This is a genomic window from Cryobacterium sp. MDB2-A-1 (assembly GCF_004402675.1).
GTDB classification, from domain to species: domain Bacteria; phylum Actinomycetota; class Actinomycetes; order Actinomycetales; family Microbacteriaceae; genus Cryobacterium; species Cryobacterium glucosi.
Genome location: NZ_SOFK01000028.1, coordinates 139079 through 163331 on the forward strand (window position 1 = coordinate 139079; position 24253 = coordinate 163331).

Below are 24253 nucleotides of genomic sequence, written 5' to 3' on the forward strand. Positions count from 1 at the left end.
GTCAGGATCCTTCTGGTTGGGTTGATTGGGTGGTCTTGACCATGGTGATGAATTTCCGCCGGAGGGCGCGGGTCGACAGACGCCCGTGCGCGATCAGCCGGCCGTCGGCTATGAGCCCGGGGGTGAAGGCCAGGCGCTGCTCACGGGCGATCGCGCGGCCGGTGTCGCTGTTCACGTCGACCTCGTCGATCTGGAGGGCGAATTCGGCGGACAATTCGGCAAGTACTCTCCTTCCCGCGATACAGGAGGGGCAGTCGCCTTGAGTGAGCAGGGTCAGGGTGATCATGACGTCGTATCGGTCTTCAGGTCGAGGAGAAGCTGGTCGACGGGCACGAACATGGTGTACTTCGGAGCCCCGCCGTAGTCGGCGCGCCAGGTGATGGTGCCGTCGGGACCCACGAGGATGAAGCTGTGGCCATCGGTGCTGGTGCCCATCATGCCGAATTCGTTGGCGTGGTACTTTTTCGAAGTGACCAGGTCGGGGTCGGACAGGACCGGAGTTTTCAGGCCCATGTCGGTGGTTTTCCGAGCGATCTGCTGGGCCGGGTCGGTTGTGATGGACACGACGGCGTCGATTCCCGCGGCCTGGAGCTTCGCGGCGTCCGTTTCCAGGCTGGTGATCTGCGTCCAGCATGGTTCGCAGGCCAGGCCTTCCTGAAAGAAGAGCAGCACACTCTTGCCGGAGTAGTCGGCCAGGGACACCTGTCCGCCGGAGTTGTCGGCGAGCGTGAAGCCTGGTGCGACCTGACCGATGCCGGGGGTTCCGACGTCGTACGACGACTGCGTCGTCGTACCGGCGGCTGCCGTCTTCGGGGCGTTGGCGCTGGCGAAGACGCCGTATAGCCCGGCGAGGACGATGCCGGCGATCAGCAGCCCGGTGATCCAGCCGAACCAGCCGGGGCGGCGGGACCGGATGCTGGGGGACTGTTGCGTGTTTTTGGGGGCGGAACTCATTTGGTGGTGTCCTGTCCTGTGCGTGCGGGGGTTTCGAGGGCTGCATCGCTGCAGCAGCTGGATTCAGAGTCGGCGGACTGAGCCGGCCCGTCGGGTGTTGCCAAGGTTGGTTCCGGGGGCTTTGGCTCGGTGTGGCGGGTGGCGCGCCACACGAAATAGCCGCCGGAGGCAACCAGCGCGATCGCCACGGCCCAGCCGGGAAGCCAGGCGAGCGCCTTGGTCGCGACGGAGACACTGTGTTGGAGGTCGGCGCCGAACTGGGCGAGCCAGCCGCCTGAGGTCATGCCGGGTCCGACCGCGGCCTGGAAATAGGTGAGGATGGCCATCACGGTGAGTAGGACGGCGGAGGCGAAGCTGCCGACGGCGAGGCGGCGGCGGTACCGGCCCAGGTGCAGGGTGATCTGGCGTCCCTGAAGCCACTTGCTTGAGCCCCAGTCCCTGCGGTCCCAGACCAGCGCCAGGACGGCGAGGGGGGCGACCATTCCGGCCACATAGGTGAGGCCAACGGCCAGTGCCGCGGGGAACGAAGCCGTTGCGCCGGAGAGGACCGCTACGCCGATCAGTACCGGAGCGCAGCACGAGCTGGCCGCGCCGGAGAACACTCCGAGTCCGTAGACCGAGGCGAGGCCGTGACCGGCGGGAACGCGGCGGGCGAGCATCGGAAGCTGCAGCTTCCAGCCGAACAGCATTGCGATTCCTCCGATCAGCATTGCCGTGGCGGCGATCGTGAAGACGATCGCGTGCTGGCCGGAGATCAGGCCGATCAGGGCCGTTGCTCCCAAACCGATCGGCACGATGATGGTCGCGACCCCGGCAGCGAAGACTAAGGTCGCTCCCACGATGCCGGAACGCCGACGCATGCCCGACGCCAAGTAGGCGGGCAACATCACCGACACGCAACAGGGCGCGAGCAGGGCAACCAGGCCGCCCAGGAAGGCGGCGAGCAGAGTGCCGCCGAACAGTAGATTTTCCATATATTCGTCGCCTTCACTCGGGCCGCGTCCTGCGCGGACATTCACCTATCCTCCTAAGGAGATTAGGTGATGGTGATGCAGTTGTCTAGCTGGCGTGCCGAAGCTGAAAGTCAGCTGGAGAAGCGACCCTCGTCCATGCTGTCGACGGCACACGGGGCATGCGCGGCGGGCGCAGGCGCAGGCGCGCTGCCGGAAGAAGAAAGGGACGCCGACAGGCTGGTTTCCGGCTCGGCGGGGCACAACGCGTGGTCCGCGCTCGTCACGGCCGGCCAGCCGAGGGCGAGTCCGGGCGCGACCAGCAGCAGCGCGATCGCGGCCGCTGCAACGCACGCGGGGACGCGACCCACAGACTGGCGTGGAGGGAGGAGTCGGCGGACGCGGGCCGCAGCCCCGGTTCCAGTGGCTCCGAGTGCGACGGCCGGCACTGCATGCGGCGGCACGGCTACGACGGCCAGGAGCGCCGCCGCGACCGTGAGCCGGTGAGTTCGTGCGGCAGCGACATCGTCGGCACGAAGTTCAACCAGGCGAGCCGTCTCCCGCGCAGCCAGCCGGAAAGGCGGGAGCCCGTGAAAGGCCTGCGACAGTGCCACGGAGAATGCCAGGGCGAGGTCATGCCGTTCAGTGAGGTGTGCGCGCTCATGGGCCAAAACCGCGATGAGCTCCTCGTCCGTCAAAGCGTGAAGCGCGGCCGTGGTGGCTACAGTGCGCCGGTGGATTCCCGGCATGCAGTAAACCGCCGCTTCCGTGGAATCGAGGATGACGATATCGCGATCGAAATCCGGGCGACCAACCATGTCCAGAACTCGACGATGTGCATTGCGCTCCCGTGACATCCGGGCGCCCGTTGATGCCAGGCCCCAGAAGCAGCGAGTGATGACGGCGCCGGCCAGCAGCGCCCCACCAATACCGACGGCGGCACCGGCCGGCGTCGAATACCGCTGTTGCAGCGCCATTGCACAAGCCTGGAGGTCGTCGATGATGCCCTGTCCGCCCAGGCCGGCGATGGGAATCGCGAAGGACAGGCCGGCGAGGGCCAGCGAGCCCACGACCGCGACCGTCAGGGCCTGCCAGGACGCGATAGCGAGCCGAGGCGCGCGATCGACCCAGTTCGCGCGCAACAGGAGCCGGGGGGCGGCAAGGGAGAGCGCTATCGCGTACACGGTCAGGATGATTGCGACAGTCATGACTCCGGCTCGTTGTCCTGCGCGGCGGAAAGCAAACGGCGGAGTTCGGCTGCTTCGTCGTCGGGCATTTCGTCGACGAAGCCCACGAGTGCTGCCGCCCGATCGTCGGCGAAGGACAGCGCCTCGCGGATGAGTCCGGACACATAATCGTCCCGGGTGGCCGCGGGACCATAGCGGAATGCTCGGCCGTCCCGTTCCTTACTGAGCCAGCCCTTGCGATTGAGGATCTCGGTGACCGTCTGCACGGTGTTGTAGGCGAGCCCGCGATCGAGCCTGTCGAGGATTTCCCGCACCAGGAGCGGGTTCTCGGCCTGCCAGACCTCGTTCATGATCGCGTTTTCCAGATCACCGAACTTTGCCATCGTCGAGCCCTTTCGAAAATTGGTGTCCCTCGCGAACCGACCGGAAATGGGAGTTCACGTCAATCGTAGTCACCTAAGTTGATTAGGCGGCCAGGGGCCGCGGAGTGCCATGAACGCTCCGCGGCCTGTCAGGGGGTCGGCTACATGGTGGCCAGGATGTCCTGCATTTGTCTGATCTGCGCCGTCTGGTCGGCAATGATCTTCGTGGCCAATGCCTGTGCTTCCGGGTTCTGCCCGTCCTTGAGCTCGACGTTGGCCATGTCAATCGCGCCCTGGTGGTGCTGGATCATCTGCTGGAGGAACAGCTTGTCCGCGGCCGGGCCGGTCGCAGCGTCGAGCGCGGCCATGTCCCCATCGGTCATGGAACCTGAACTCATGTCCATTCCGGGCATGTTGGTGGCGGTCGCACCCCAGGCTGTGACCCAGGAGCTCATCATCGTGATCTCTGGCCCTTGGGCCGCCTTGATCTGCTCGGCGAGAGCGGTGACGCGTGGATCGACCCCGGTCTTGTCGAGCATGGTCTGGGCCATGGTGATCGCCTGCTGGTGGTGGTCGACCATCGGCATGGCGAACGAGACGTCGGCATCGTTGAACACCGCTGTCGATGCGGCGGGGGCGGAGGATGCGGATGCACTGGCGCCGCCGGCCGTGGTGGCACCGGTCGAGCAGGCGGACAGGGCGATGGCTGCGGCTAGCGCGGTGGCGGTCAGGAGGGGAATGCGTAGGGAAATCAAGGGGAGTCCAATCTGTCAAACAAGGATCGTGATTGTCGTCTGCGGAAGAAGATCTGGAGACGGCGAGCGTGCTCGCGGGTGAAGCGAGACACGGAAATTGCTGGAATGGGGAGAGTCCGCCGCACCAGGTGGAGGCTCACAGCCGGTTGTTGATCAGACGCGGCTAATCGACAGGGCCGTCAGCGAGGGCGGTCGTTGTGGAGGGAGGCGCAGCGGGAGAGTGGGTGCTGCGCGCACGGAGGAGCGGTCGGCAATGAGGGCAATTGCGTGCTGGGCTGCAGGATTGGGGGAGTGCGCGATGAGTCCGGCGGCACACGCGGACCCTGTCATGAGGCAATCGGTGGCACACATGCCGAGACAAGTCGACGGCAGGTGCGACGTTCCAGATGCAGATGCCATGGAAATCGAGGCGGACGGCAGTTCGAAGTCCGACCCCCCTGCGCTGAGGACTGACATGTTCGAATGTGCGTCAGACATAGCGTGGGAATGCGGTGAGGCTTCGGATTCTGCCGCCATCCCTGCATGCATCGCTACCAATCCGAAAACGATGGCCGCAAGCGAGAGGATTCCGAGGAGCGAAAGGCGCAGTTGCGCGGCGGCTGTGAACGCGCGCCTGCACGGCTGAGCTTCCACCATGGCGTCCCCTTCCTTCCCGTGCCGTCCGGAGGCGGCAACGCTCACACTGTAGTCAACGGATGCTCCGCGCGGTCTGAGAGGGCCCACCTGATTCCACGAAGAGACAGCCAGATGTCACCAAGGGTCTTATACCTATGGGGGGTATAGGCTGATGATGTAGGCACCGAGAGACACGGTGTCGAGCACCAGCAATTTCCTCGAGAGAATCGTTCATATGAGCCCATCGGCCGAGACCAGGATCATGCATGCGCATGCGACAGCCACGACCACGACGAGGCAAGACGGCATGGGGCACGGCGGCGGCCATGGCACCATGACGATGAGCAGCATGATCCGGGATATGCGCAACCGGTTCCTGGTGGCCGCGATCCTGTCCGTTCCGATCACGCTTTTATCGCCGATCGGCCGGGAGGTCATTGGGTTCACTTTTCAGGCACCGTTCGGGCTCCGTGACGACATGGCAGCGCTGATCCTTTCACTTCCGGTGATCTTCTACTCCGCATGGATCTTCTTCGACGGCGCCTACCGGGCGCTGCGGGCGAGAACGCTCGACATGATGGTGCTTGTGGCCGTCGGCGTCGGATCGGGCTGGCTCTACAGCGTCGTGGTCACCCTGACCGGCGGCGGCGACGTCTTCTACGAGGCCGCCACTGTCCTGGCCAGTTTTGTACTGCTGGGGCACTGGGTCGAAATGCGGGCACGGGGCGGCGCCAATGACGCCGTCCGCACCCTGCTCGAGCTGGCCCCCGCGCAGGCCTTCGTGATCCGCGAGGGCGAACCCGTTGAAATTCCCACCGCGGACATTGTTCCGGGCGACCTGATGCTCGTGCGCCCGGGATCCAAGGTCCCCACCGACGGCGTTGTCGAGTCCGGTGATTCCGATATCGATGAATCCATGGTCACCGGGGAGAGTCTTCCCGTGGCCAAGACGGCCGGCTCCACGGTGATCGGCGCCACCGTGAACACCACGGGCACCCTCCGGGTCCGGGCGACGAAGGTGGGCGCGGACACCGCACTCGCCCAGATCGTCGCGCTCGTGCAGGAGGCCCAGAATTCCAAGGCTCCCGGCCAGCGCCTGGCCGACCGGGCGGCGTTCTGGCTCGTGCTGGTCGCCCTGATCGGCGGAATCGCCACCCTCCTTGTCTGGCTGATCTCGGGCGCAACCGGTCCCACGGCCATGCTGTTCGCGATCACCGTGGTCGTCATCACGTGCCCGGACGCGCTCGGGCTGGCGACCCCGACAGCGATCATGGTCGGGACCGGACTTGGCGCCAGGCGCGGCGTCTTGTTCAAGACTGCGACCGCGCTGGAAACGGCCGCACGGATCGACACCGTGGTGATGGACAAGACCGGCACCCTCACCCAGGGCAAGCCGGAAGTGACCGACTTCGTCGCGATCGGAATCGACGAAGACGAACTGCTGGCACTCGCTGCCGCCGTGGAGCGCGAGTCGGAGCATCCGCTCGCCGCTGCGGTGGTCAGCTACGCTGCGGGACGGGGTGTGACCGTGAGCGACGCCATCGACTTCGAGAACGTACCCGGTCACGGGGCCGGGGCGACCGTGAGCGGGCGCCGCGTGCTTGTCGGCAACCGCAAGCTGATGACCGCGCAAGGCGTTGATATCGAACCAGTCAAGGACCAACGAGATGCGCTGGCGTCAACAGGACGCACCGCGGTCCTGCTGGCCGTGGACGGCAAGGCGACCGGCGTCGTTGCGCTGGCGGATGCCGTGGGCACGACCGCTGCGGCAGCCGTCGCCGCCCTGCATGACGCCGGGATCCAGGTCGTCATGCTCACCGGAGACAACGAAGCCACCGCCGCACGCATCGCCTCCCAGCTCGGGATCGATACCGTGATTGCCGAGGTGTTGCCCGAAGACAAGTCCGCGAAGATCACCGAACTTCAGGCCGCCGGCAAACGCGTTGCCATGGTTGGCGACGGAGTCAATGACGCCCCGGCGCTGGCGCAGGCCGACCTGGGGATCGCGATCGGTGCCGGCACCGACGTCGCCATTGAGACGGCGGATGTCGTGTTGATGCGGTCCGATCCGTTGGACGTCCCCGTCGCGCTGCGGATCGGGAAGGGAACCGTTCGGAAGATGCGGCAGAACCTCGGCTGGGCGATCGGATACAACGCCATCGCCCTGCCGATCGCGGCTGGCGTCTTCTTCCCCGCATTCGGAATCCGGCTCAGCCCCGAGATCGCGGCGATCTCGATGTCCGGCTCCAGCGTGATCGTCGCCTTCAACGCGCTGATGCTCAAGCGCCTACGCCTGCCGCGGCCTGCAGGGAATCCCTGAGGATGAACCACCCCATCACCAGGACTTGGCTCCAACCATGAGGCCGGATAGCCGGACAACATCCCAACGCTCGCCTTCCAGCAAGTAAGCCCCCGAGTCAATCCTCCATACAGTCTCCACACGCTCGCCAACGGTCCTGCATACGGGGCGCGCAGAGTGGACACCCTCAACGAAATCGTCAGAGGAGAAGCAAAATGCGCATGAACGCACTCGTCGTAACGGCGATCGCTGGAGCTGTCGCGACAATCGTCGGTCTGACTGGGCTGTCCGTCGGTGTCGTCACCGCCACGAACGGGAGCGCGCCAGTCTTTGGTAACTCGGCCGGATCGTCGTGCGTGCAGCCGCCACTAGCGGGATCCATTGTGAATGTGTCGCTGCGGAGCATGGGCGGACCCATGATGGGCAACAACTCGAGGATGGGCGCTGACAACGGGATGACGGGTAAGAGTACGGGGAATCGAACGATGCCACGCGGGACCATGAGTCTCAGCATCGATCGATCCCGTGTCGGCTCAGGAGTCGTTTCCTTCCTGGCCACTAATGAGGGCAGCATCCGCCACGAACTGGTCATCCTTCCGCTGACGGATTCGCAGGTCGCGGGCAGCAGGCCGACCTCCAGCGAAAACAAAGTCGACGAGACCGCGAGTCTCGGCGAGGCCTCCGCAACGTGCAACGCCGGTGAAGGCTCCGGAATCGCTCCCGGGAGCGCCGGCTGGGTGACGCTCAACCTGGCGCCGGGACGATACGAGATCGTCTGCAACCTGCCAGGCCACTATGCCGCGGGGATGCACCAGGAGCTGATCGTGTCCTGACTCGACGAACACGCGAATTCTTGAGCTATCGAAACAGAACAGAGCAAGGGAGAAAAATATGATGTGGGGAAACGGGTCTTACATGGCGTGGGGATGGCCCTTCGGGTTGTTGGTCGTCGTCGGCATCGTGCTGTTGGCCATTTGGGCGGTCCGATCCTTTGGCGGTTCGGTACAGCACCACGATCAGCGGGCGGCAACGTCGCGCGATGAAGGGGCCGTGCAGCCGAGCAAGGCTCGCCAGATTCTAGACGAGCGCTTCGCAGCCGGCGATCTGAGCGCCGATCAATATCGAGAACAGCTGAAAGTGCTTGGCATTCCATCGTCCGGTGCCGACGGCGGCGATGGAAAGCGCTAGACAAGGATCAGGAATCTTAGGGACCGTTCGTCATCTGACAGATCATTGATGCAATCTGATACCCCCCGGGGTATACTGGTACTTCCGTTTCATCAATGAAGGAGAAACCCATGTGTAGTCCCGTCCGCTGCGACCGTTGCAACAAGATCACCTGGGCTGGATGCGGCGAGCATGTGGCCAGCGTGATGGCCGATGTTCCGCCCGCCCAACGCTGCACCTGCAACTAACCAGCACTGTCCCGTCTTCGCGAGGGGTTTCGAACGAGTGTTGACGAGCAGGGAGGCACTCATCGCCTCCGCACTCAGGCTTCAGAGCGAGACACATCAGCGACTGGTTGCCGTCTCCGGTGGCCAGTCGCTCTGCACTCTTTCGCGCGGCGCTGACCGCTTGCAGAGCCTGAAGTATTTCGAAGGAATGGCTGCGGCCCTTGCCGAGGTGCGTCGGGCAATCCGTCTCCTTTCGGATTCTCCCGACGAGGATACCCACGAGGCGCTTCGCGACATCCGCGATCGATGGGCCACCCAGTCCGGTGCGCCGGGTCGCACCGGTTGGGCGTGGGCGGACTACCTTGCCGGCGGGGTCGACGCGGTGGAGCGCCTGCTCGCCGAGTATCCCTGGCTACCGCACGGAAGGCGCGGTTGCCCCGCCGACGCGACCCGCGCATCTGGTGACAGTCAGTCGTGATGTTTGGCGAGTCGGTACATCGTCCAGTTCAGGCCGAGGAAGCGGATGAACTGCAGGACGGGGTTGCTTCGTCGTCGCAATTCGCCCGTCCCGGGCAGCGGCGCTGCATCGATTCGTGCCTGTGCGTCGTCCACGCTGATCTCCCTTGGTCGGTCAAGCAGGTTATTCGGGGATGAGGTACCAAAGCGGGTAGGCCTTGGCCTTGTAGATGAACAGGGTGTGCAGCATCCGTTTTACCCAGTGGGCGGCGAGCCCGATGTCTCCGGTTGTCTCCTTTGGATCTCGGCCGGCCGTGTTCGGGTGCCGGGAGTAGTCCGGCACGATGGGCGACATCGACATGGCCGCCGCGGTGCCGGTGAGCATTCCCGTTCCCGTCGAGGCGATGCAGGCGGCCGCCATATCGCCCATCGACGCCGTGTGGGTCGGCTCGGGGGAGCCGTTCAGGACCATGTCGGAAATGGTCATTGCCACGGCCTTGCCCATGGAGCCTGAGGGCATGCCTGTTCGTGGCGGGGCGGGTGCGACCAGTACGCCGTCGGGGGTCGCATAGGGGCGGGAAATCGCGTGCGGCGGGGCAAACGCGATCCCGATGCCGAACACGTTGCGGTGCAGCGGGTTCTGGTATGTCTTGGGCCAGTCTTGCGCCGTCCACTGGTCGAATGGTTTGGCTTCGTAGTTCGCGTCTACCCGCATGAACCCGCTGGGAGCGAAGATCGAACCCGTGATGTCGGATCCATCCCTGTCGAAGGCCTCAAGGCCCACGCCACGGAACGGTGGGAGAAGCATGGCGAAATCGAACGGCTGGGTGTTCTCCGTACCGTCGATCTGCCGGTAGTGGATGAGGCCGGGTTCGATCTCGGTGACCGCGGCCTGGGTGATCGCCTTCATCGCCCGTTCGCGGAAGAGCGACTCCATCCAGGCCTCGCTCGTGATCCTGCGGTCGCCCTGGCTGAAGGTCATTCCGCCGACGCCGAAATCGCCCAGCTCATGCTCGTTGGTCAGGTAGATGACCTCTGCGCGTTCCCGGACCCCTGCCGCGCGGAGCTCATGTTCGACATTGAAGGCATACTCGAACGCCGCGCCCTCGCAGGTGCAGGTCCCGTGGCCCACTCCGATCACCAGGACTTGCCGGCGACCGGTCTTCAACGTTTCGATGACCGCAGTCAGGCGTTTGGCCGCCTCGACGGCGTGGCTGGGCGTGCAGACCGACACGGTGTGACCGGCGTCCGGGCCGAGGCCCGGGGTCGCCTCGAAGTTCAGGCGGGGGCCCGTCGCATTGATGAGGTAGTCGTAACGGATGCGTTCGGTCTGGCCGGCCCGCTTCGGGTCCGTGTACACCACATCCACGGCTCCGCGGGGACTGTCGGCATCCCCGTCCGGTCGCAGTGCGACGGCCCGGGCCTGGCGGAAGACGATTCTCTTCCGCCGGTAGATCGGCGCGAGCGGGAACACCACCTTGTCGGGGCGCATCTTGCCGACGCCGACCCAGATGTTCGAGGGGATCCAGTTCCAGTTCGAGTTCGGTGACACCACGACCACCTCGTGCTTCCTGCCCAGTCTCCGCTTGAGGAACAGCGCAGCGGTGTGGCCGGAAACCCCGGCTCCCAGAATGACGACTCGTGCCATGTCAGACCTCTCAATCCCAGCCTCGATGCTGTTGTTCTGAACCATACTCCTATACCTAAGGGGGTATCGCTTATACCTGATGGGGTATTGCTTTCGCGCTGTCGGTTCATCGCAGGAAGGGAAGAGGGGTGCCCACGGTCTGTGGACGCCCCTCCACCGTCTGTTCGTGTCAGCCACCGAAGGCGGACAGGTGGTGCTGCGAGGCGGTGAGCAGGTGCTCGTAAACGGCCAGAACGTCGGGAGCGGTGACTCCGGCCGAAGCCGCCGTCAGGTCGGCGATGTCGGTCGTCTCGACCGTGCGGGCCGTTTCCCTGGCCGCGTCCAGGCTCGCCGAGCCCTGGGCAAGCAGGGTGTCGTAGAGCTTCTGGCTGGCGTCGGTCGGGAACATACCGACCTCGAGGCCGATGGTCGGGTCGGTGATGCTGTAGCGCTCCAGAAGAGTGCGAACGGCATCCAGGTGCATCGTCTCAGACCGGGCGATCCGGCTGAAGACCGCCGCGTCGTACTTCTCGGCGAAGGCGACATACAGGTCATGGGCGACCTTCTCCTCGGCCGCCATCGCAGTGAGGCTGGCCTTCTGCTCATCGGTCATCGTGCCGCTTGCCACGTCGGCGAGGCCGGCGGCCATGCCCACACCCTTGCTGGCGTCGCCCTGCATGCCGGCACGGTTTCCTGCGCCCATGCCTGCGCCCATCTCGGAGGCGGAGCCCATGCCGTCGCCCATGCGGTTCATGTGCTCAGTCTGGGCGTATGGCTGGCTGCTGGATGCTGTTGGTCCGGTACCCTGCGGATCCCCGCCGCGGTTCATGGCGGCGATGCTCGGTGTGGCGATGAGGGCGGTGATGACGACTCCGCTGGCGATCGCCGTGGTGATGATGATTCCCTTGCGCATGATGTGCTCCTTCAGATTGTGGGTTGTTGCTACCTACAAACTCCCTCCCCGCGGTGCAGGGGGTCTGCCGGGTGTGTGGAGATCGCGTGGAGAACTGAAGGCGCCGGCACCGCGAACGGGGGCGGCGGATAGGGTGAAGTCATGCCAACAGTGCTGGTCGTCGAGGACGAACGTGACATCCGGGACGTGCTCCGTCGGTATCTGGAACGGGCTGGATTCTCGGTGCTGACGACCGCGTCGGGAGCGGAGGCGCTGCGTCTGCTCGACTCGGCAGACCTCGTACTCCTCGACCTCGGCCTTCCCGACATCGATGGCACCGAGATCCTCCGCGAGGCCCACGGAATGCAGAACCTTCCCGTGATCGTGCTGACGGCCCGCAGTAGCACGGACGACCGGATTCACGGCCTCGAGCTGGGCGCCGATGACTACGTGACCAAGCCGTTCAGTCCCGCCGAGGTGGTGCTTCGGGTGCAGGCCGTGCTCCACCGATACAGCGGACTGCCCGGGGAGGCCGGCCCTGTCGCCTACGGCAACGGGCGGCTCCGCATCGATGAGGCCTCGCACAAAGCGTGGCTGGACGGAGCCCTCCTCGATCTGACCCCTACCGAATGGGGGCTCCTGGCAGCGGTCGCGGCCGCGCCCGGGCGGGCTTACTCGCGTTACGAGCTGGTCAACCGGGTGCGCGGCTACGAGTATGCCGGCTACGAGCGCACCATCGACTCCCACATCAAGAACCTCCGGCGCAAGCTCGGGGCCTCGGGAGCGGAAGTTTTGGAGACGGTTCTCGGCGTCGGTTACCGGCTTGCTCTCCGGCGGGACGATGCGTCATGACGACCCGTGGTCTAGGGCTCGGCCCACTCGGACGTCGGTTCCTGCTCGCGTTTATCCTGGTCGCGGTCTCGTCGGTGGCCGTGCTCACCGGCGCGGCCCTGGTGGGTGTGGATCGCGGAGTGCAGGTTTCGCAGCAGGCCGACCGTGAACGGGTTGTTGCGGCAGCCGCGGCGGCGGCTGCCGACGCCTACCGTTCTGGTGGTGGTTGGGAACAGGCCGATCTGGGCCGCGCCTTCGCGATCGGCGAGGCGGCATCGGCCCGACTCGCCATTCTCGACGTGAACGGTACCACCCTTCAATCCAGTGCTGACAACGGCGGAAATGCCAACAATCAGGGAATGGGCCAGGGTATGGGCCAGGGAATGGGGCAGGGCTCCGGGATGGGCCAGACGGTGGTGTCGGCGCAGATCGTGAGCGAGGGTAGCCAGGTCGGCACCGTTCGAATGAACTTCGGCGCCATGGTTGCGACGCAGGTGGTCGACGTGGCCTGGCCCTGGATCGCCGTGGCCGCCATCGTGGCACTTGTCATGGCACTCGGCGCGAGCTTCCTGGTCACGCGGCTCCTCGTTAGGCCCATCCAGGCGATCACGGGGGCCGCCCGGTCGTTCACGGCCGGCGATCGGAACTCCCGTGCCACGGGTCCCGGCCCGGGGGAGCTCGGCGAGCTGGCCGTCGCCTTCAACGGCATGGCGGATGCCGTGGTTCGGTCCGATCGCGACCGGCGCAACCTCACGGCCGATGTGGCCCACGAACTGAGAACCCCGCTGGCGGCGTTGCAGGCCGGACTGGAGGAGTTGCGCGACGGACTCGTGCAGCCCACGCCGGAGGGCCTCGCCGGCCTGCACGACCAGTCGCTGCGCCTGGGCCGGGTGGTGGCCGATCTGGCCGAATTGTCGGCGGTGGAAACCGCTGGACTCTCCCTGCACCTCGCATCCGTCGACCTGGCGCAGGTCGCCCGGAACGAATGCGCCCTCCGGGAACCCCAACTGCGCGCTGCCGAGCTCACCCTGACACTCGAGCCCGGGGGACCCGCATTCGTGCGGGCGGATGCCGACCGCCTGCACCAGGCCATCGGCAATCTCCTCGCCAATGCAGCCCGATATTGCCGGCCGGGTGACAGCGTGACCGTCACGATCTCCGTCGACCACGGTCAGGCGGTGCTCTCGGTCGCCGATACCGGGCCGGGCATCCCGCCGGAAGAACTCCCACACATCTTCGACCGCTTGTGGCGGGGCCGTGCGGCGGAACAGGTCGCCGGTTCGGGCATCGGGCTCGCTGTCGCGCGCGAAATCGTCAGCAGCCACGGCGGGACCATCCAGGCGTCGTCCGCACCGGGTGAGGGAACCAGGATCACTATCCGGCTGCCCGCCACGGGCTAGGGCCGGCGAGGTCGAACCATGCGCCGTTGGCAGGTCAGGCCGTCGTTCGCCGCGCGGAGATGCTCGCGCGCACGGCATCCATGTCCAAAGCCTGCACTCCGGCGATCACCTCGCCGAGGGATGAGGCGTTGAGCGCTCCGGGCTGGGAGAACACGAGGATCTTGTCCCGGAATGCCATCAGGGTGGGAATGGAGCGGATGCCGGCCGCGGCAGCCAGGCCCTGTTCTGCCTCAGTGTCGACCTTCGCGAAGATGATCTCGGGGTGCTTCTCCGACGCGGCCGCGAAGGTTGGCGCGAACATGCGGCACGGGCCGCACCAGCCGGCCCAGAAGTCCACCAGCACGATGCTGTTGTCGGTGATGGTCTCGTCGAAAGTCATTTCGGTGATGTCAGTGGTAGCCATGGTCCGACAATATACCCCCTAGGGTATTTCCCGCAAGAGAGCCGTGCGCTCGACATGTCTGCGCCCGGACGTTCCCTCTCTTGCGAAAAAATACCCCCGGGGGTATTATGATGCGATAGAACCGACCCGCATCGAGACTTGGAGGACCACGGACCATGGACGTCATCGTCATCGAAACCCCGCAACTGGGGGATCGCAGCTACCTGGTGCATGACGGCGTCGTGGCGCTTGTCATCGACCCGCAACGCGACACCGACCGAGTGGAGGCCGCTGCCCTCGAAGCGGGGGTCACGATCACCCACGTTGCCGAGACTCATCTGCACAATGACTACGTGACCGGTGGGTACGATCTTGCCCAGGCGCACGGCGCCGAGTACCTGGTCAACGCGGCCGACCCCGTTTCGTTTGAACGAGAACCGGTCACGGACGGCCAGATTGTCCAGATCGGCGCCTTCAGGGTCACCGTCGTCGCCACCCCGGGACATACGCACACCCACGTTTCCTACATCGTCAGCGATGGCACTACTGAAGCCGTCTTCTCCGGTGGAAGCCTGTTGTACGGTTCCGTCGGACGTACCGACCTGGTTGCCGCCATCGACACCGTCGGACTCACCCATGACCAGTACGCGTCCGTGCGCAAGCTCGTGCACGAAGCCCAGCACGACGCGGCGCTCTTCCCGACACACGGGTTCGGCTCGTTCTGCTCCAGCGGCCCCGCCACCGGAGCCGGCTCATCCACCATCGGCGAGCAGATCACGACCAACCACGCCCTGACCGACGCCGATGAGGAGCACTTCGTCGCTACGTTGATCGCCAACCTCACCGCGTACCCGTCGTATTACGCGCACATGGCACCGGCCAATATGCAGGGTCCCGGTCCGGCTGACCTCGAGGTGCCCGAGTCTCTGGATGCCGCAGAGCTCACCCGCAGGCTCGCCGACGGTGAATGGGTCGTCGACCTGCGTAATCGCGTCGCGTTCTCCAGTGGCCACCTGCAGGGGGCCGTGAGCTTCGAGTATGGCAATGGTTCCAACTTCACGACCTATCTCGGTTGGGTTCTGCCCTGGGACGAGAAACTCACTCTCGTCGGCACACACGCCGACGCCGAAGACGCAATCCGTGACCTGTCGCGGATCGGCATCGATTCCCCGGATGCAGCCATCGGCACCGAGCCGCGCGCGCTCGCCCCGGATGCCCCGGTTGCTTCTTACCCCCGCGTCGGCTGGGCGGAACTCGCGCGCGACCACGCCGCAGGCGACGTGCTTCTGGACGCGCGACGCACCGACGAGTTCGCCGACGGGCACCTGATCGGCGCGGTCAACGTGCCACTGCACGAGATCCTTTCCCGGATGGACGAGATCCCAGCGGGCACCATCTGGGTGCACTGCGGGTCGGGTTACCGTGCCGGCGTTGCCGCGAGTCTGCTTCAGCGTGCGGGCCGGGACGTCGTGCACGTGGACGCCTCCTTCGCCGATGTCGAATCGGCCGGTATGCCGATGGCTGAGAAGGCGGTCTAGCACCGTGACCGTGCTCCGAACGGCAGGACACTCGGCCGAGAGGCGAAGCCTTCCAGGCTCGTCGATACTCCCTGGAAGATGTTCCCAATCGGAGTGCTTTTCGGGTTGGGGTTGGATACGGCTGCGCCAATCAGCCTGCTCGTCGTCGCCGGGGTGCTCAGACCGACCTGCCGTGGTACGCGGCATTGGCTCTCCCCGTCATTTTCATGGCCGGAATGGCGTTGTCCGACAGCGCCGACGGAATCCTGATGAATCGTGTCTACCAGTGGGCGTCCACGGACCCGCTTCGGAAGGTGTATTACAACCTCATCGTGACCGGGGTATCCGTATTCGTCGCATTCTTCGTTGGGGGAATGGGCCTGCTATCCCTCTTCACCGATCTCGGCATCGGCTGGGGAACTCTTGACCTCATTGCGACCATCGGCCCCGACGCCGTGGGCCCAATCCTGGTCGGCGGCTTCACGCTCGTCCTGCTCTCCGCGGTTTTGTGGTCGAGATACCGCACCGACACCTCACTAGAAAGGCGCCCTTAATGGAACTCGCTCCCCAGCAGGTATTCACCCGACATGGCGAGGTCCGGATCATCGACGTTCGAGAAAGCGATGAACTGGTTGACGGGATGATCTCCGGCGCACAGCACATCCCACTGGTTATGCCCCAGCTTCCGTGATCGTCACTGCCCTCGTCCTGGGCGTGATCGTCGGGGCGCTGCTAGGCCTGGTCGGCGGGGGCGGGTCGATACTCGCGGTCCCCGCCCTTGTCTACGGTGTAGGCCTGCCCCTCGCCGAGGCCATTCCGAGCTCCCTGATCGTAGTCGGAGCAGCCTCCGCCGTTGCCGTGCTCCCACGGCTTCGCCGCGGCGTGCATTGGCGCCTCGCCTTCATCATCGGCGTGGCCGGAGTGGCCACCGCCTACCTGGGCACGACGGTCAACCGGATGCTCGACCAGCGTGTGCTTCTCGGCGCCTTCTCGGTGATCATGGTGGTCGCCGGTGTGAGAATGTTCCTCCCAACCCGGTCGGCCGGTGGCCCCTGTGCTCTTCCCGGTGGACGTGTCAACTGGCGCAGTTGCCTGCCCAGGGCTCTTGCCGCCGGTGCCGTGGTCGGATTTCTCACCGGACTGCTCGGCGTCGGCGGGGGTTTCCTCATCGTGCCGGCACTCACGCTGGTCCTCGGCCTGCCGATGGGCGTGACGGTGGGCACCTCGCTGGTCATCATCGTCATTAATTCCGTCGCCGGATTTGCAGCGCACCTCGACGAGGTCCAGATCGACTGGGCGGTCACTGGCGCGTTCGCCGCGTCTGCCATGGGCTCATCCCTGGTAGCGGGCCGGCTCGGACGAGGCCTGTCCGACACTGTCCTCAAGCGGGGGTTCGCTGTCCTGGTTCTCGGTGTCGCGGCCTATGTAGCGATCACGGCACTGATCGGCTGAACGTACGTCAGCCGCACGTGCCTAGGACAACGCCAGGAAGAGCTTCTCGAGTTCTTCCACCCGGAGCGGCGTCCTTGCCGAGTCGGCGTTTGTTTCGCTGAGGCATTCTTTCATCGCCGTTGAGATGATCGTGAACCCAGCACGGTCGATCGCGCTGGATACCGCTGCGAGCTGCGTGACAACCGTTCGGCAATCCGCGCCTGACTCAACAGCGGCAATGACGGCGGCCAACTGCCCTTGGGCGCGTTTGAGCCTGTTGACGGTCTTGCGTAGGTCGTCGGATGTGGTCGGTGCGGGGGAGGCGGCGACCGGTTCGTCGCGGCGAGACGCTGAAGGGATCTGCAGGTTTGGCGCAGATTCTGGGGATGATGCCATTCGGTGCTCCTGTGCTGGCGCGAGGTGTCCATGTGCTCGGGTGAGGTTGACCCTCAAAAGAATACCCCGTACCGTATAAAAATACCCCTATGGGTATATACGCTTTCGCGGATATCCCTTCCTATGTGTGATGAGGCCAGCTATGCAGAACGGACGAACTGTCGGCGTCGACTCAGCGCGAGGGATGGCGAGACGGCTGGTGGATTCCATCCTGAATGCGGGCGCATCCCTCCGGCGATGGCCGGCCCGCCGCTGGTGGATCGCGCTCGCTGCTGCGGTCGGCACCTACCTGGTCATCGCGATTCCGACCGACTTGATCGACACGCCGTTCTTCGCACGCGCAGTCGCCCCGACGTCCTGGTCCTGGCCGGTGCTCGCCGCGAGCGCGATACTCGCCGGGCTCGTGTCCGCCACATACGTCGCGTACCCGGAGGGTGCAGCGCCCCGTCGCGCAGAGGGACGACTCGGTATGGCCGGATGGATGATCACCTTCTTCGCGGTCGGTTGCCCCGTATGCAACAAGATCGTTCTCCTCGCCCTCGGTGCAAGCGGAGCGCTGCAGTTCTTCGAGCCGGTGCAGCCGTACCTGGCCGGGGCATCCATCCTTCTGCTGGGCTGGGCGTTGCATGCCCGCCTCACTCGGGAGAGCTCATGCACTTTGGCGTCTGCTGCGCCGAGTCCCATCGTTGTACCGAGCCGGGAGGCATTGACCAGATGAGAATTCCGGGCATGATTCGTGAACTGCGGTCCTGGCCGACACGTCGTCGGCTGATCATCGTTACCGTCGCCGCGATGGCCCTGACCGGACTGACGCTCGCATCCGGAACCGTCGCGATCGTTGGCGGGTCCCTGGTGTTCCCCGGTCCCTGGTGGGCGGATGCGGTCACGGTAGGGGGTGCTTGCCTGATCGGTCTGGTCGTGGCCAGCTACGTCGATGCACCGATCGGTGCGGATGCCACCCTGTGTGATCTTCGCTGGCCGGCGCTCGGCCTGATCTCGCTCTATCTGTCGACCGATCCGCGCACTGCAGTGCCTCTGCTCGAGCCGGGCATTCGTCCTGTCGTCGGCGTCGCGGCGATCGCGTTGTTGGTGTGGGCATTGCTGGCACGGCTGAATAGCGAATACAAGGCAACGCGTAGCCAGCGTCGGTCAGGTACGTCAGGCGGCATCGACGGCACCGAAGACGGCGAAGTATGCACGACGTGCCGCCCGTTGTTCCCGAGAGTCGGCGGCCGTCCGTGACGGAGGTCGGGACAGCCTACGACACGGAGCCTGACGGTGGCGGGCGCGGTCAAGCAGTGACCGGTGCCGGGCTCCTCCTGCACGTCAGCGGCGCCGATGCGACACTGATCCAGGCCGGCATCCGATCCGCGCTCAATGCCAGCGCCCAACTCCCGACGCTCACGATCGAGATCGTGGTCCAGGGGTCGGTCGTGTTGTTCCTGCGCGCGCGATCGGACCTGGAAAACGCCCTGACCGAGCTCGCTGCAACGCCCGTGCGGGTGCTGTCCTGCCAGAACAGCATGCGGTCCGTCGGGCTGGACGCCGCTGATTTGCTTCCGAGTGTGTCAGTCGTCCCTGCGGCTGTCGCCCATCTGACCGCTCGGCAGTTCGAGGGCTGGGCTTACATCCGCGTGTGAGTCGGACGGGGCATCCGTCGCGGTCAGGCCGTCGGCCGGGGGCTCCTCCGGATTCCGGTAGATCGACAGTTCCGGTCCGGGGTGGCGCCGGGTTTGGACGATGATGAGGACGATCCCGGCGATGGCGGCGAGGAGCGCGATGTCCACGTTGATCTTGAGGTCGAAGAGGAAATACTCGGTCGGGTCCAGGCGGAGCGACTCGAGGAACGCCCGTCCGGCGCCGTACCAGAGCAGGTAGAAGCCGAGGGTCTTGCCCCAGCGGAGGTTGAACCGGCGCTCGAGCACGAAGATGATCAGCACGACACCGATCGCGTTCCAGATCATTTCGTAGAGGAAGAGCGGCTGGAAGAGCGTCCCGGCCGGCAGCCCCGTGGGGAAGGCCGCGTTCGTCGACTCGATCTCGAGTCCCCAGGGGAGGGTCGTCGGGCCACCATAGAGCTCGTGGTTGAAGTAGTTCCCGAAGCGGCCGAACGCCTGCGCGAGGAGCAGGCCGGGGGCGAGGGCGTCAGCGAACGAGAAGAATCTGATGCCGGCCCGACGGCAGCCGATATAGGCTCCGATGCTGCCGAAGAGGATCGAACCGAAGATCGCGAGTCCGCCTTCCCAGACGAACAGCACTTTCCAGAGATCCGCGCCGGGGAAGAAATAATCGGTCGGATGAGTGACGACGTGGTACAGGCGACCGCCGACGATTCCGATCGGGACCGTCCACATGGCGATGTCCATCACCATGCCCGGCTTGCCGCCACGAGCCGTCAACCGCGCCGAGGACAACCAGACGGCGATGACGATGCCGGTCAGGATGCAGAGCGCATAGAAGTGAACACGCAGGGGTCCCAGATCGAAATAACTGATGGATGGGCTCGGAATGCTGGTGTGAAGCACCGTGTTCACCTTTCGATCGTCGGTCTCGGCGCAGCTGGCGGACGAAGGTCTCCCAGAGGTTCCGGAGGGGTCCGATGTCTCGAACCGCCCAAAGCTTATTCGGGTCCGCTGGGTGCCCCGCACCAGTGCGGCCGCATAGGCGGATGCTGGGAAGGTTCTCATAGAGGGGCGACCCGTGAGGGAGCGGTGCACCCAATGGAGCGATCCCCGAACGCTACGATCGAAACGTGAGGCCCGTCCCGAATTCGGTTACTCCGTCGTGGGTCGCCCGAATCGTCGTGGTCACGGCGCTCGTCGGTGTCGGGGCAGGTTTGGGCGGGCTCGCGGTGAGCGTCCTCCTTCGAGCGATTCAACACCTCGCCTACGGCTACTCCGAAGGCACCTATCTCGACGGGCTGGCCAGGTCCGCACCGCAGACACGCGTGATCGCCTTGTGCGTTGCGGGCGTGATCGGTGCCGTCGGCTGGTGGGCCGTGCGTCGCTGGGGGCGACCCATCGTCCCGGTGGACCGAAGCGTTGCCGGCGAGCGGATGCCCGTGCTCGCGACCCTGGTGAACTCGGCCTTGCAGATCGTGATCGTCGGGTTGGGCGCGTCGATCGGCCGCGAGATGGCCCCCCGCGAGCTGGGCGCACTGGCGGCGGGCTGGCTCAGCGAGAAGGCAGGCGTCACTGCCCGCGAACGTCGTGTTCTGGTCGCGTGCGGCGCCGGGGCAGGGCTCGCCGCGGTCTATAACGTGCCGCTCGGGGGTGCGCTCTTCACCGTCGAGATCCTGCTCGCCGAGCTGACTCTGGCCACGGTCCTGCCGGCCCTCGCCACGTCCGCGATCGCGACACTGGTCGCGCAAATCGTTGTGCCCACGACCCCGCTGTATTCCGTGCCGCAGTTCACTCAGACCCCATCGCTCCTGGTCTGGTCTCTTCTTGCCGGACCCGTGATCGGGTTCGCTGCGGTCGGTTTCGTGCGACTGGCCGCCGGGGCCGAGAAACGGCGTCCGCAGGGCTGGCTGATTCTGGTCGTCATGCCGCTGGTGTTCTCGGCCATTGGACTACTGTCGCTCCTGCTTCCAGAAATTCTCGGCAACGGACGTTCACTCGGCCAGACCGCGTTCGATGCCGTCGTGCCGATCGGGCTGGTGGCGGTGCTCCTCGTTGCCAAGGTAGGAGCCACGATCGCCACGATCGGCAGCGGTGCCGCCGGAGGAACTCTGACGCCCTCGCTCGCGATCGGTGCCGCGTTCGGCATCGTGACCGGAGGGCTCTGGGGCACGTTGTGGCCCGGTACTCCGGTGGCGGCCTTCGCCCTGGTCGGCGCGGCCGCATTCCTCGCCGCTGCCATGCGCGCACCCCTGACAGCTCTGGTCCTGGTGCTCGAATTCACCGGGCAGGGACCGGCACTGCTGATCCCCATGACGCTTGCGGTTGCGGGTGGTGTCGTCGTGGAATACCTCCTCGGGCGGAGACGGTTCCTCGGCATCGACTAGCGCGGATCATGTGCCGATGGAGTCCGGTCAGTGGCTCGCGGCAGTCAGGAGTGTACGCACTTCGGCGAGGGTCGGTACACGGCCGGAGACGACGACTTTCTCGTTGATGACGAGGGCAGGGGTGCTCATCACGCCATATCCGAGGATCGCGGTGTAGTCCTCGACTTTTTCGATGCTGGCCTCGAGGCCGAGTTCGGCGACGGCGGTGGTGGCAGCCTTGGTGAGGTTGACGCAATTGCGGCAGCCGGGGCCGAGGATCTTGATGTTCATGAGGGGATTCCTTTCGGGTGCGGTGATCAAGCCAGGATGGCGTTGAAGAGGTAGCCGACGGCGACGATACCGAGGCCGGTGGTCGTGATGAAGATCGCGAGGAGCTGGGGCTTGAGCACCCGGCGGAGCAGGATCATCTCTGGCAGGGACAGTGCGACGACGGCCATCATGAACGCGAGCAGGGTGCCCATCGGCAGGCCCTTGTCGTAGAGGGCTGCGACCAAGGGCATTACCCCGGCGGCGTTGGAGTAGAGCGGGATGCCGATGAGAACGGCGATCAGCACGCCGAAGGGGTTGCCAGGGCCGGCGTAGGTGGCGAAGAAGTCGGTCGGCGCCCAGCCGTGGATCAGGGCGCCGAGACCGATGCCGACGAGGAGGTAGACCCAGATCTTCGCGATCAGGCTCCTGACCTCTTCGACACCCATCTGCATCCGCTGCCCAAAGGTCAGGCCGAGGGAGGGGTCAATGGTCTGGCCGCCGAGCTTTACTTCGAAGACGAAGGGTTCGACCCAGCGTTCGACGTGCAGGCGACCCAGGATGTAACCGGACACGACTGCGATGGTCAGACCGGAGACTACGTAGAGGGCGGTGATCTGCCACCCGAAAAGGGTCAAGAGCAGGCCGATGGCGATCTCGTTGACGAGGGGGCTCGCGATCAGGAAGCTCATCGTGACGCCGATCGGCACGCCCGCGGCGACGAAGCCTATGAAGGCGGGTACGGCGCTGCAGGAGCAGAACGGGGTGATGACGCCCAGGGCCGCCGCGAGGAGGTTCCCGACGCCCTCGCGTTTGCCGCCGAGGAAGGCCCGCGTGCGCTCCACGCTCATGAAGGAGCGGAGCACGGTGGAGGCGAAGATGATGATGACCAGCAGGAGCAGGATCTTCAGCGAGTCGTAGAGGAAGAAGTGGATGGTCTCGGTGATCTGGTTTTTCGGGTCGAGGCCGAACGCATCGTAGAGGATGACGTTCCAGAGCCACTCGTTGGCCCAGTAGGCCAGCGCCCACACGCCGATCCCCGCAATCAGGACGCCGACCCGGCCGCGGGTCGTGGTCGGTATCCGTTCGGCGATGTTCACGAGGACTCCTTGACTAGGAACGCATACGTATTCGACGTGCGTCTAATCATTAGTGTGCCACCTCTTTGATATATGTCAAGAAGGTGGGATGATGGACCCATGCCCAAGACCCTTCCCCTCCTGGAGGACGCCTCGCCGATCTGTTGCGATCCCCTGGGCGCTAGCGCCACGCTGGCCTTGGACGATGCGATGGCACTCGCGGTCCGCCTCAAGGCTCTGGCTGATCCCACCCGCCTGCAGCTCCTGGCCTACCTTCTGGCCCAGCCGGACCAGGAAGCGTGTACGTGCGACCTGGCCCCCGTTGTCAAGCTTTCTGAGCCAACGGTCAGTCACCACCTCAAGAAACTCGAAACCAGCGGCATCCTCACCAAGGAACGACACGGGATGAGTGTGCACTACCGCGTCGTTCCAGAGGCCATTCACGCCATCGCGCGCACGCTCGACACGGCTACCCGCACACTGACCCAGGTAGTCTGAGCCGACCCGAGCGCAATCCTCACGTGAACGCCTGCGGTGCCCGTTCTATCGGCTCCTAGGTGCTCAGGGGCGCCAACTCTATCTGTGTCGCGAGCGCATAAGCGGTAGGTGCCGTTGAGAATCGCCGCACCAGCGTTCGCCCCATCCCATAACTGGTCGTCGTCCAATAGGCGGCCTCTTCGCAAGCGTTCACGACCGGTAGGGCTTTCGAGCAGGCCGCTCGGACGAGGATCCCGTTTCCGGGCTGGCCGCACTAGTGGATGCTTCTCCAACCCTTGACGCTCGCTCGGTTCCCGACAGCGAACCGTGCGACAATCGCCACGCCGGATGCCGGATTGATCGAAGGGACCTCACAGTGGACGCGAACGAGTGGGATAGTCGTTACCGGCAGGCACGGGACGGCGACCACGCCAGGCTCTGGTCGGCCGTACCAGCAAAGCTCGTGCAGGACATTGTTTCGCCCTGGACCCCGGGGCTCGCCCTCGACATGGCCTCAGGTGACGGGCGTAACGCGATCTGGCTGGCCAGCCGCGGCTGGAACGTTACCGGGCTCGACTTCTCCGCCGAGGCAATTGGCCAGGCCCGGGAGCACGCGCGGGCGGCCGGCGTCGATGTGGACTGGCTGGTCGCAGATGCCACGACCTGGCAAACCGAAGAACGCTTTGACCTGGTAACAGTGATGTACCTGCACCTGCCGGAGGAACTGTTTCGAATCGTATTGGCCAGGGCGATTGGCTGGCTCGCTCCGGGCGGGCACCTCCTTGTCCTTGGTCACGACCGAGGCAACATCGACGCAGGCGGCCCTGGCCCTGGCAATCCCGACATTCTCTATACGCCCGAGCTCCTATCTTCGATCGTCGGACCAGAGCGGATCCTGCGCTGCGAGACCGTCAGCCGCGACCTGGCCACCGACCCCGAGTCCCCGGCTGAAACGAGTGGAGTCGCCCTCGACACGGTCCTCGTCGCCATCTGCTGA

At 65.3% G+C, this 24253-nt stretch carries 31 protein-coding genes; 16 read left to right on the forward strand and 15 right to left on the reverse strand.

The genetic code is table 11. From position 1 onward, the window contains the following. Window position 1: 1 nt before the first annotated feature. The 7 genes from E3O39_RS09785 to E3O39_RS19850 form a co-directional block, all read right to left on the reverse strand. Window positions 2-286: a thioredoxin family protein gene (locus E3O39_RS09785; protein ID WP_134447444.1), complete on the reverse strand. Its 285-nt coding sequence runs from the start codon at window positions 284-286 to the stop codon at window positions 2-4. After that, window positions 283-954 carry a peroxiredoxin family protein gene (locus tag E3O39_RS09790; protein WP_134447446.1) on the reverse strand — a complete coding sequence of 224 codons (672 nt, stop codon included), beginning with the start codon at window positions 952-954 and terminating at the stop codon, window positions 283-285. Before E3O39_RS09790 ends, E3O39_RS09785 begins: the two co-directional genes overlap by 4 nt. Beyond that, window positions 951-1928 (reverse strand): cytochrome c biogenesis CcdA family protein, encoded by a 978-nt coding sequence (locus E3O39_RS09795; RefSeq protein ID WP_134447448.1) that lies wholly within the window; start codon window positions 1926-1928, stop codon window positions 951-953. Before E3O39_RS09795 ends, E3O39_RS09790 begins: the two co-directional genes overlap by 4 nt. 110 nt (window positions 1929-2038) lie before the next feature. Then, window positions 2039-3112, reverse strand: coding sequence for a M56 family metallopeptidase (locus E3O39_RS09800; RefSeq protein WP_134447450.1), 1074 nt, complete (start codon window positions 3110-3112; stop codon window positions 2039-2041). Further along, the gene (locus E3O39_RS09805; RefSeq protein WP_134447452.1) at window positions 3109-3474 is read right to left on the reverse strand and encodes a BlaI/MecI/CopY family transcriptional regulator; all 366 of its coding nucleotides are present in this window, start codon (window positions 3472-3474) and stop codon (window positions 3109-3111) included. Before E3O39_RS09805 ends, E3O39_RS09800 begins: the two co-directional genes overlap by 4 nt. Window positions 3475-3614: 140 nt before the next feature. Continuing rightward, window positions 3615-4208, reverse strand: coding sequence for a DUF305 domain-containing protein (locus E3O39_RS09810; protein ID WP_241985033.1), 594 nt, complete (start codon window positions 4206-4208; stop codon window positions 3615-3617). 153 nt (window positions 4209-4361) lie between these two features. Continuing rightward, window positions 4362-4844: a DUF6153 family protein gene (locus E3O39_RS19850; protein WP_370294784.1), complete on the reverse strand. Its 483-nt coding sequence runs from the start codon at window positions 4842-4844 to the stop codon at window positions 4362-4364. A gap of 214 nt (window positions 4845-5058) precedes the next feature. Between E3O39_RS19850 and E3O39_RS09815 the strand changes: the two genes are divergently transcribed. The 4 genes from E3O39_RS09815 to E3O39_RS09830 all read left to right on the forward strand — a co-directional run bounded on the left by E3O39_RS09815 (window position 5059) and on the right by E3O39_RS09830 (window position 8994). Then, window positions 5059-7143, forward strand: a complete 2085-nt coding sequence (locus E3O39_RS09815) for a cation-translocating P-type ATPase (protein WP_134447454.1) — start codon at window positions 5059-5061, stop codon at window positions 7141-7143. A gap of 479 nt (window positions 7144-7622) precedes the next feature. Further along, window positions 7623-7955 (forward strand): sulfocyanin-like copper-binding protein, encoded by a 333-nt coding sequence (locus tag E3O39_RS19495; protein WP_241975538.1) that lies wholly within the window; start codon window positions 7623-7625, stop codon window positions 7953-7955. A gap of 58 nt (window positions 7956-8013) precedes the next feature. Beyond that, complete coding sequence (locus E3O39_RS09825) at window positions 8014-8310, forward strand: SHOCT domain-containing protein (protein ID WP_134447456.1); 297 nt, start codon at window positions 8014-8016, stop codon at window positions 8308-8310. Between the two features lie 264 nt (window positions 8311-8574). Then, a complete protein-coding gene (locus tag E3O39_RS09830) occupies window positions 8575-8994 on the forward strand; it encodes a hypothetical protein (protein WP_134447457.1) in 420 nt (139 codons plus the stop codon). Here the strand turns inward: E3O39_RS09830 and E3O39_RS18970 are convergent. From E3O39_RS18970 to E3O39_RS09840, 3 genes are all read right to left on the reverse strand, one after another. Continuing rightward, the gene (locus E3O39_RS18970) at window positions 8985-9128 is read right to left on the reverse strand and encodes a hypothetical protein (RefSeq protein ID WP_166787303.1); all 144 of its coding nucleotides are present in this window, start codon (window positions 9126-9128) and stop codon (window positions 8985-8987) included. The genes E3O39_RS09830 and E3O39_RS18970 overlap by 10 nt on opposite strands. A 28-nt stretch (window positions 9129-9156) precedes the next feature. Next, on the reverse strand, window positions 9157-10620 hold the full coding sequence (locus E3O39_RS09835) for an NAD(P)/FAD-dependent oxidoreductase (RefSeq protein WP_134447459.1): 1464 nt from the start codon (window positions 10618-10620) through the stop codon (window positions 9157-9159). 169 nt (window positions 10621-10789) lie between these two features. Then, window positions 10790-11512, reverse strand: a complete 723-nt coding sequence (locus E3O39_RS09840; RefSeq protein ID WP_134447461.1) for a DUF2202 domain-containing protein — start codon at window positions 11510-11512, stop codon at window positions 10790-10792. A gap of 141 nt (window positions 11513-11653) precedes the next feature. Between E3O39_RS09840 and E3O39_RS09845 the strand changes: the two genes are divergently transcribed. After that, complete coding sequence (locus E3O39_RS09845; RefSeq protein ID WP_134447463.1) at window positions 11654-12343, forward strand: response regulator transcription factor; 690 nt, start codon at window positions 11654-11656, stop codon at window positions 12341-12343. Continuing rightward, window positions 12340-13722 (forward strand): HAMP domain-containing sensor histidine kinase, encoded by a 1383-nt coding sequence (locus tag E3O39_RS09850; protein WP_134447465.1) that lies wholly within the window; start codon window positions 12340-12342, stop codon window positions 13720-13722. Before E3O39_RS09845 ends, E3O39_RS09850 begins: the two co-directional genes overlap by 4 nt. Window positions 13723-13756: 34 nt before the next feature. Here the strand turns inward: E3O39_RS09850 and E3O39_RS09855 are convergent, their stop codons facing one another. After that, complete coding sequence (locus E3O39_RS09855) at window positions 13757-14125, reverse strand: co-chaperone YbbN (protein WP_134447467.1); 369 nt, start codon at window positions 14123-14125, stop codon at window positions 13757-13759. 155 nt (window positions 14126-14280) lie between these two features. Between E3O39_RS09855 and E3O39_RS09860 the strand changes: the two genes are divergently transcribed. The 4 genes from E3O39_RS09860 (at window position 14281) to E3O39_RS09875 (ending at window position 17073) form a co-directional block, all read left to right on the forward strand. Continuing rightward, window positions 14281-15642 carry an MBL fold metallo-hydrolase gene (locus tag E3O39_RS09860; RefSeq protein WP_134447469.1) on the forward strand — a complete coding sequence of 454 codons (1362 nt, stop codon included), beginning with the start codon at window positions 14281-14283 and terminating at the stop codon, window positions 15640-15642. Window positions 15643-15713: 71 nt separating this feature from the next. After that, entirely contained in the window at window positions 15714-16175 is a 462-nt protein-coding gene (locus tag E3O39_RS09865; RefSeq protein ID WP_134447471.1) for a hypothetical protein, read from the forward strand. Next, the gene (locus E3O39_RS09870; protein ID WP_174774663.1) at window positions 16175-16312 is read left to right on the forward strand and encodes a hypothetical protein; all 138 of its coding nucleotides are present in this window, start codon (window positions 16175-16177) and stop codon (window positions 16310-16312) included. Before E3O39_RS09865 ends, E3O39_RS09870 begins: the two co-directional genes overlap by 1 nt. Beyond that, on the forward strand, window positions 16309-17073 hold the full coding sequence (locus E3O39_RS09875; protein WP_134447473.1) for a sulfite exporter TauE/SafE family protein: 765 nt from the start codon (window positions 16309-16311) through the stop codon (window positions 17071-17073). Before E3O39_RS09870 ends, E3O39_RS09875 begins: the two co-directional genes overlap by 4 nt. Window positions 17074-17094: 21 nt before the next feature. On the opposite strand, the gene E3O39_RS09880 is transcribed toward E3O39_RS09875, so the two are convergent. Continuing rightward, entirely contained in the window at window positions 17095-17448 is a 354-nt protein-coding gene (locus E3O39_RS09880; protein WP_134447475.1) for a metal-sensitive transcriptional regulator, read from the reverse strand. Between the two features lie 199 nt (window positions 17449-17647). Between E3O39_RS09880 and E3O39_RS09885 the strand changes: the two genes are divergently transcribed. From E3O39_RS09885 to E3O39_RS09895, 3 genes are read left to right on the forward strand one after another with little or no spacing between them, the layout of a single operon-like run. Further along, on the forward strand, window positions 17648-18166 hold the full coding sequence (locus E3O39_RS09885; RefSeq protein ID WP_174774662.1) for a hypothetical protein: 519 nt from the start codon (window positions 17648-17650) through the stop codon (window positions 18164-18166). 11 nt (window positions 18167-18177) lie between these two features. Beyond that, entirely contained in the window at window positions 18178-18690 is a 513-nt protein-coding gene (locus tag E3O39_RS09890) for a hypothetical protein (protein WP_134447477.1), read from the forward strand. Then, entirely contained in the window at window positions 18687-19088 is a 402-nt protein-coding gene (locus E3O39_RS09895; protein ID WP_166788258.1) for a DsrE family protein, read from the forward strand. The genes E3O39_RS09890 and E3O39_RS09895 overlap by 4 nt, the downstream gene beginning before the upstream one ends. Here E3O39_RS09895 and lgt read toward each other — a convergent pair. Continuing rightward, entirely contained in the window at window positions 19017-19973 is a 957-nt protein-coding gene (gene lgt, locus E3O39_RS09900) for a prolipoprotein diacylglyceryl transferase (protein WP_241975536.1), read from the reverse strand. The two genes, E3O39_RS09895 and lgt, sit on opposite strands and share 72 nt — an antisense overlap. A gap of 227 nt (window positions 19974-20200) precedes the next feature. On the opposite strand from lgt, the gene E3O39_RS09905 reads away from it, so the two are divergent. Next, entirely contained in the window at window positions 20201-21454 is a 1254-nt protein-coding gene (locus E3O39_RS09905; protein ID WP_166787306.1) for a chloride channel protein, read from the forward strand. Window positions 21455-21481: 27 nt separating this feature from the next. Here E3O39_RS09905 and E3O39_RS09910 read toward each other — a convergent pair whose 3' ends face one another. Together E3O39_RS09910 and E3O39_RS09915 are read right to left on the reverse strand one after the other, a co-directional pair. Beyond that, a complete protein-coding gene (locus E3O39_RS09910) occupies window positions 21482-21724 on the reverse strand; it encodes a thioredoxin family protein (protein ID WP_134447483.1) in 243 nt (80 codons plus the stop codon). 26 nt (window positions 21725-21750) lie between these two features. Further along, window positions 21751-22800 (reverse strand): permease, encoded by a 1050-nt coding sequence (locus E3O39_RS09915; RefSeq protein ID WP_134447484.1) that lies wholly within the window; start codon window positions 22798-22800, stop codon window positions 21751-21753. Between the two features lie 99 nt (window positions 22801-22899). Between E3O39_RS09915 and E3O39_RS09920 the strand changes: the two genes are divergently transcribed. Next, complete coding sequence (locus E3O39_RS09920; protein WP_134447486.1) at window positions 22900-23277, forward strand: metalloregulator ArsR/SmtB family transcription factor; 378 nt, start codon at window positions 22900-22902, stop codon at window positions 23275-23277. A 355-nt stretch (window positions 23278-23632) separates the two neighbouring features. Beyond that, entirely contained in the window at window positions 23633-24253 is a 621-nt protein-coding gene (locus E3O39_RS09925) for a bifunctional 2-polyprenyl-6-hydroxyphenol methylase/3-demethylubiquinol 3-O-methyltransferase UbiG (protein WP_166787307.1), read from the forward strand.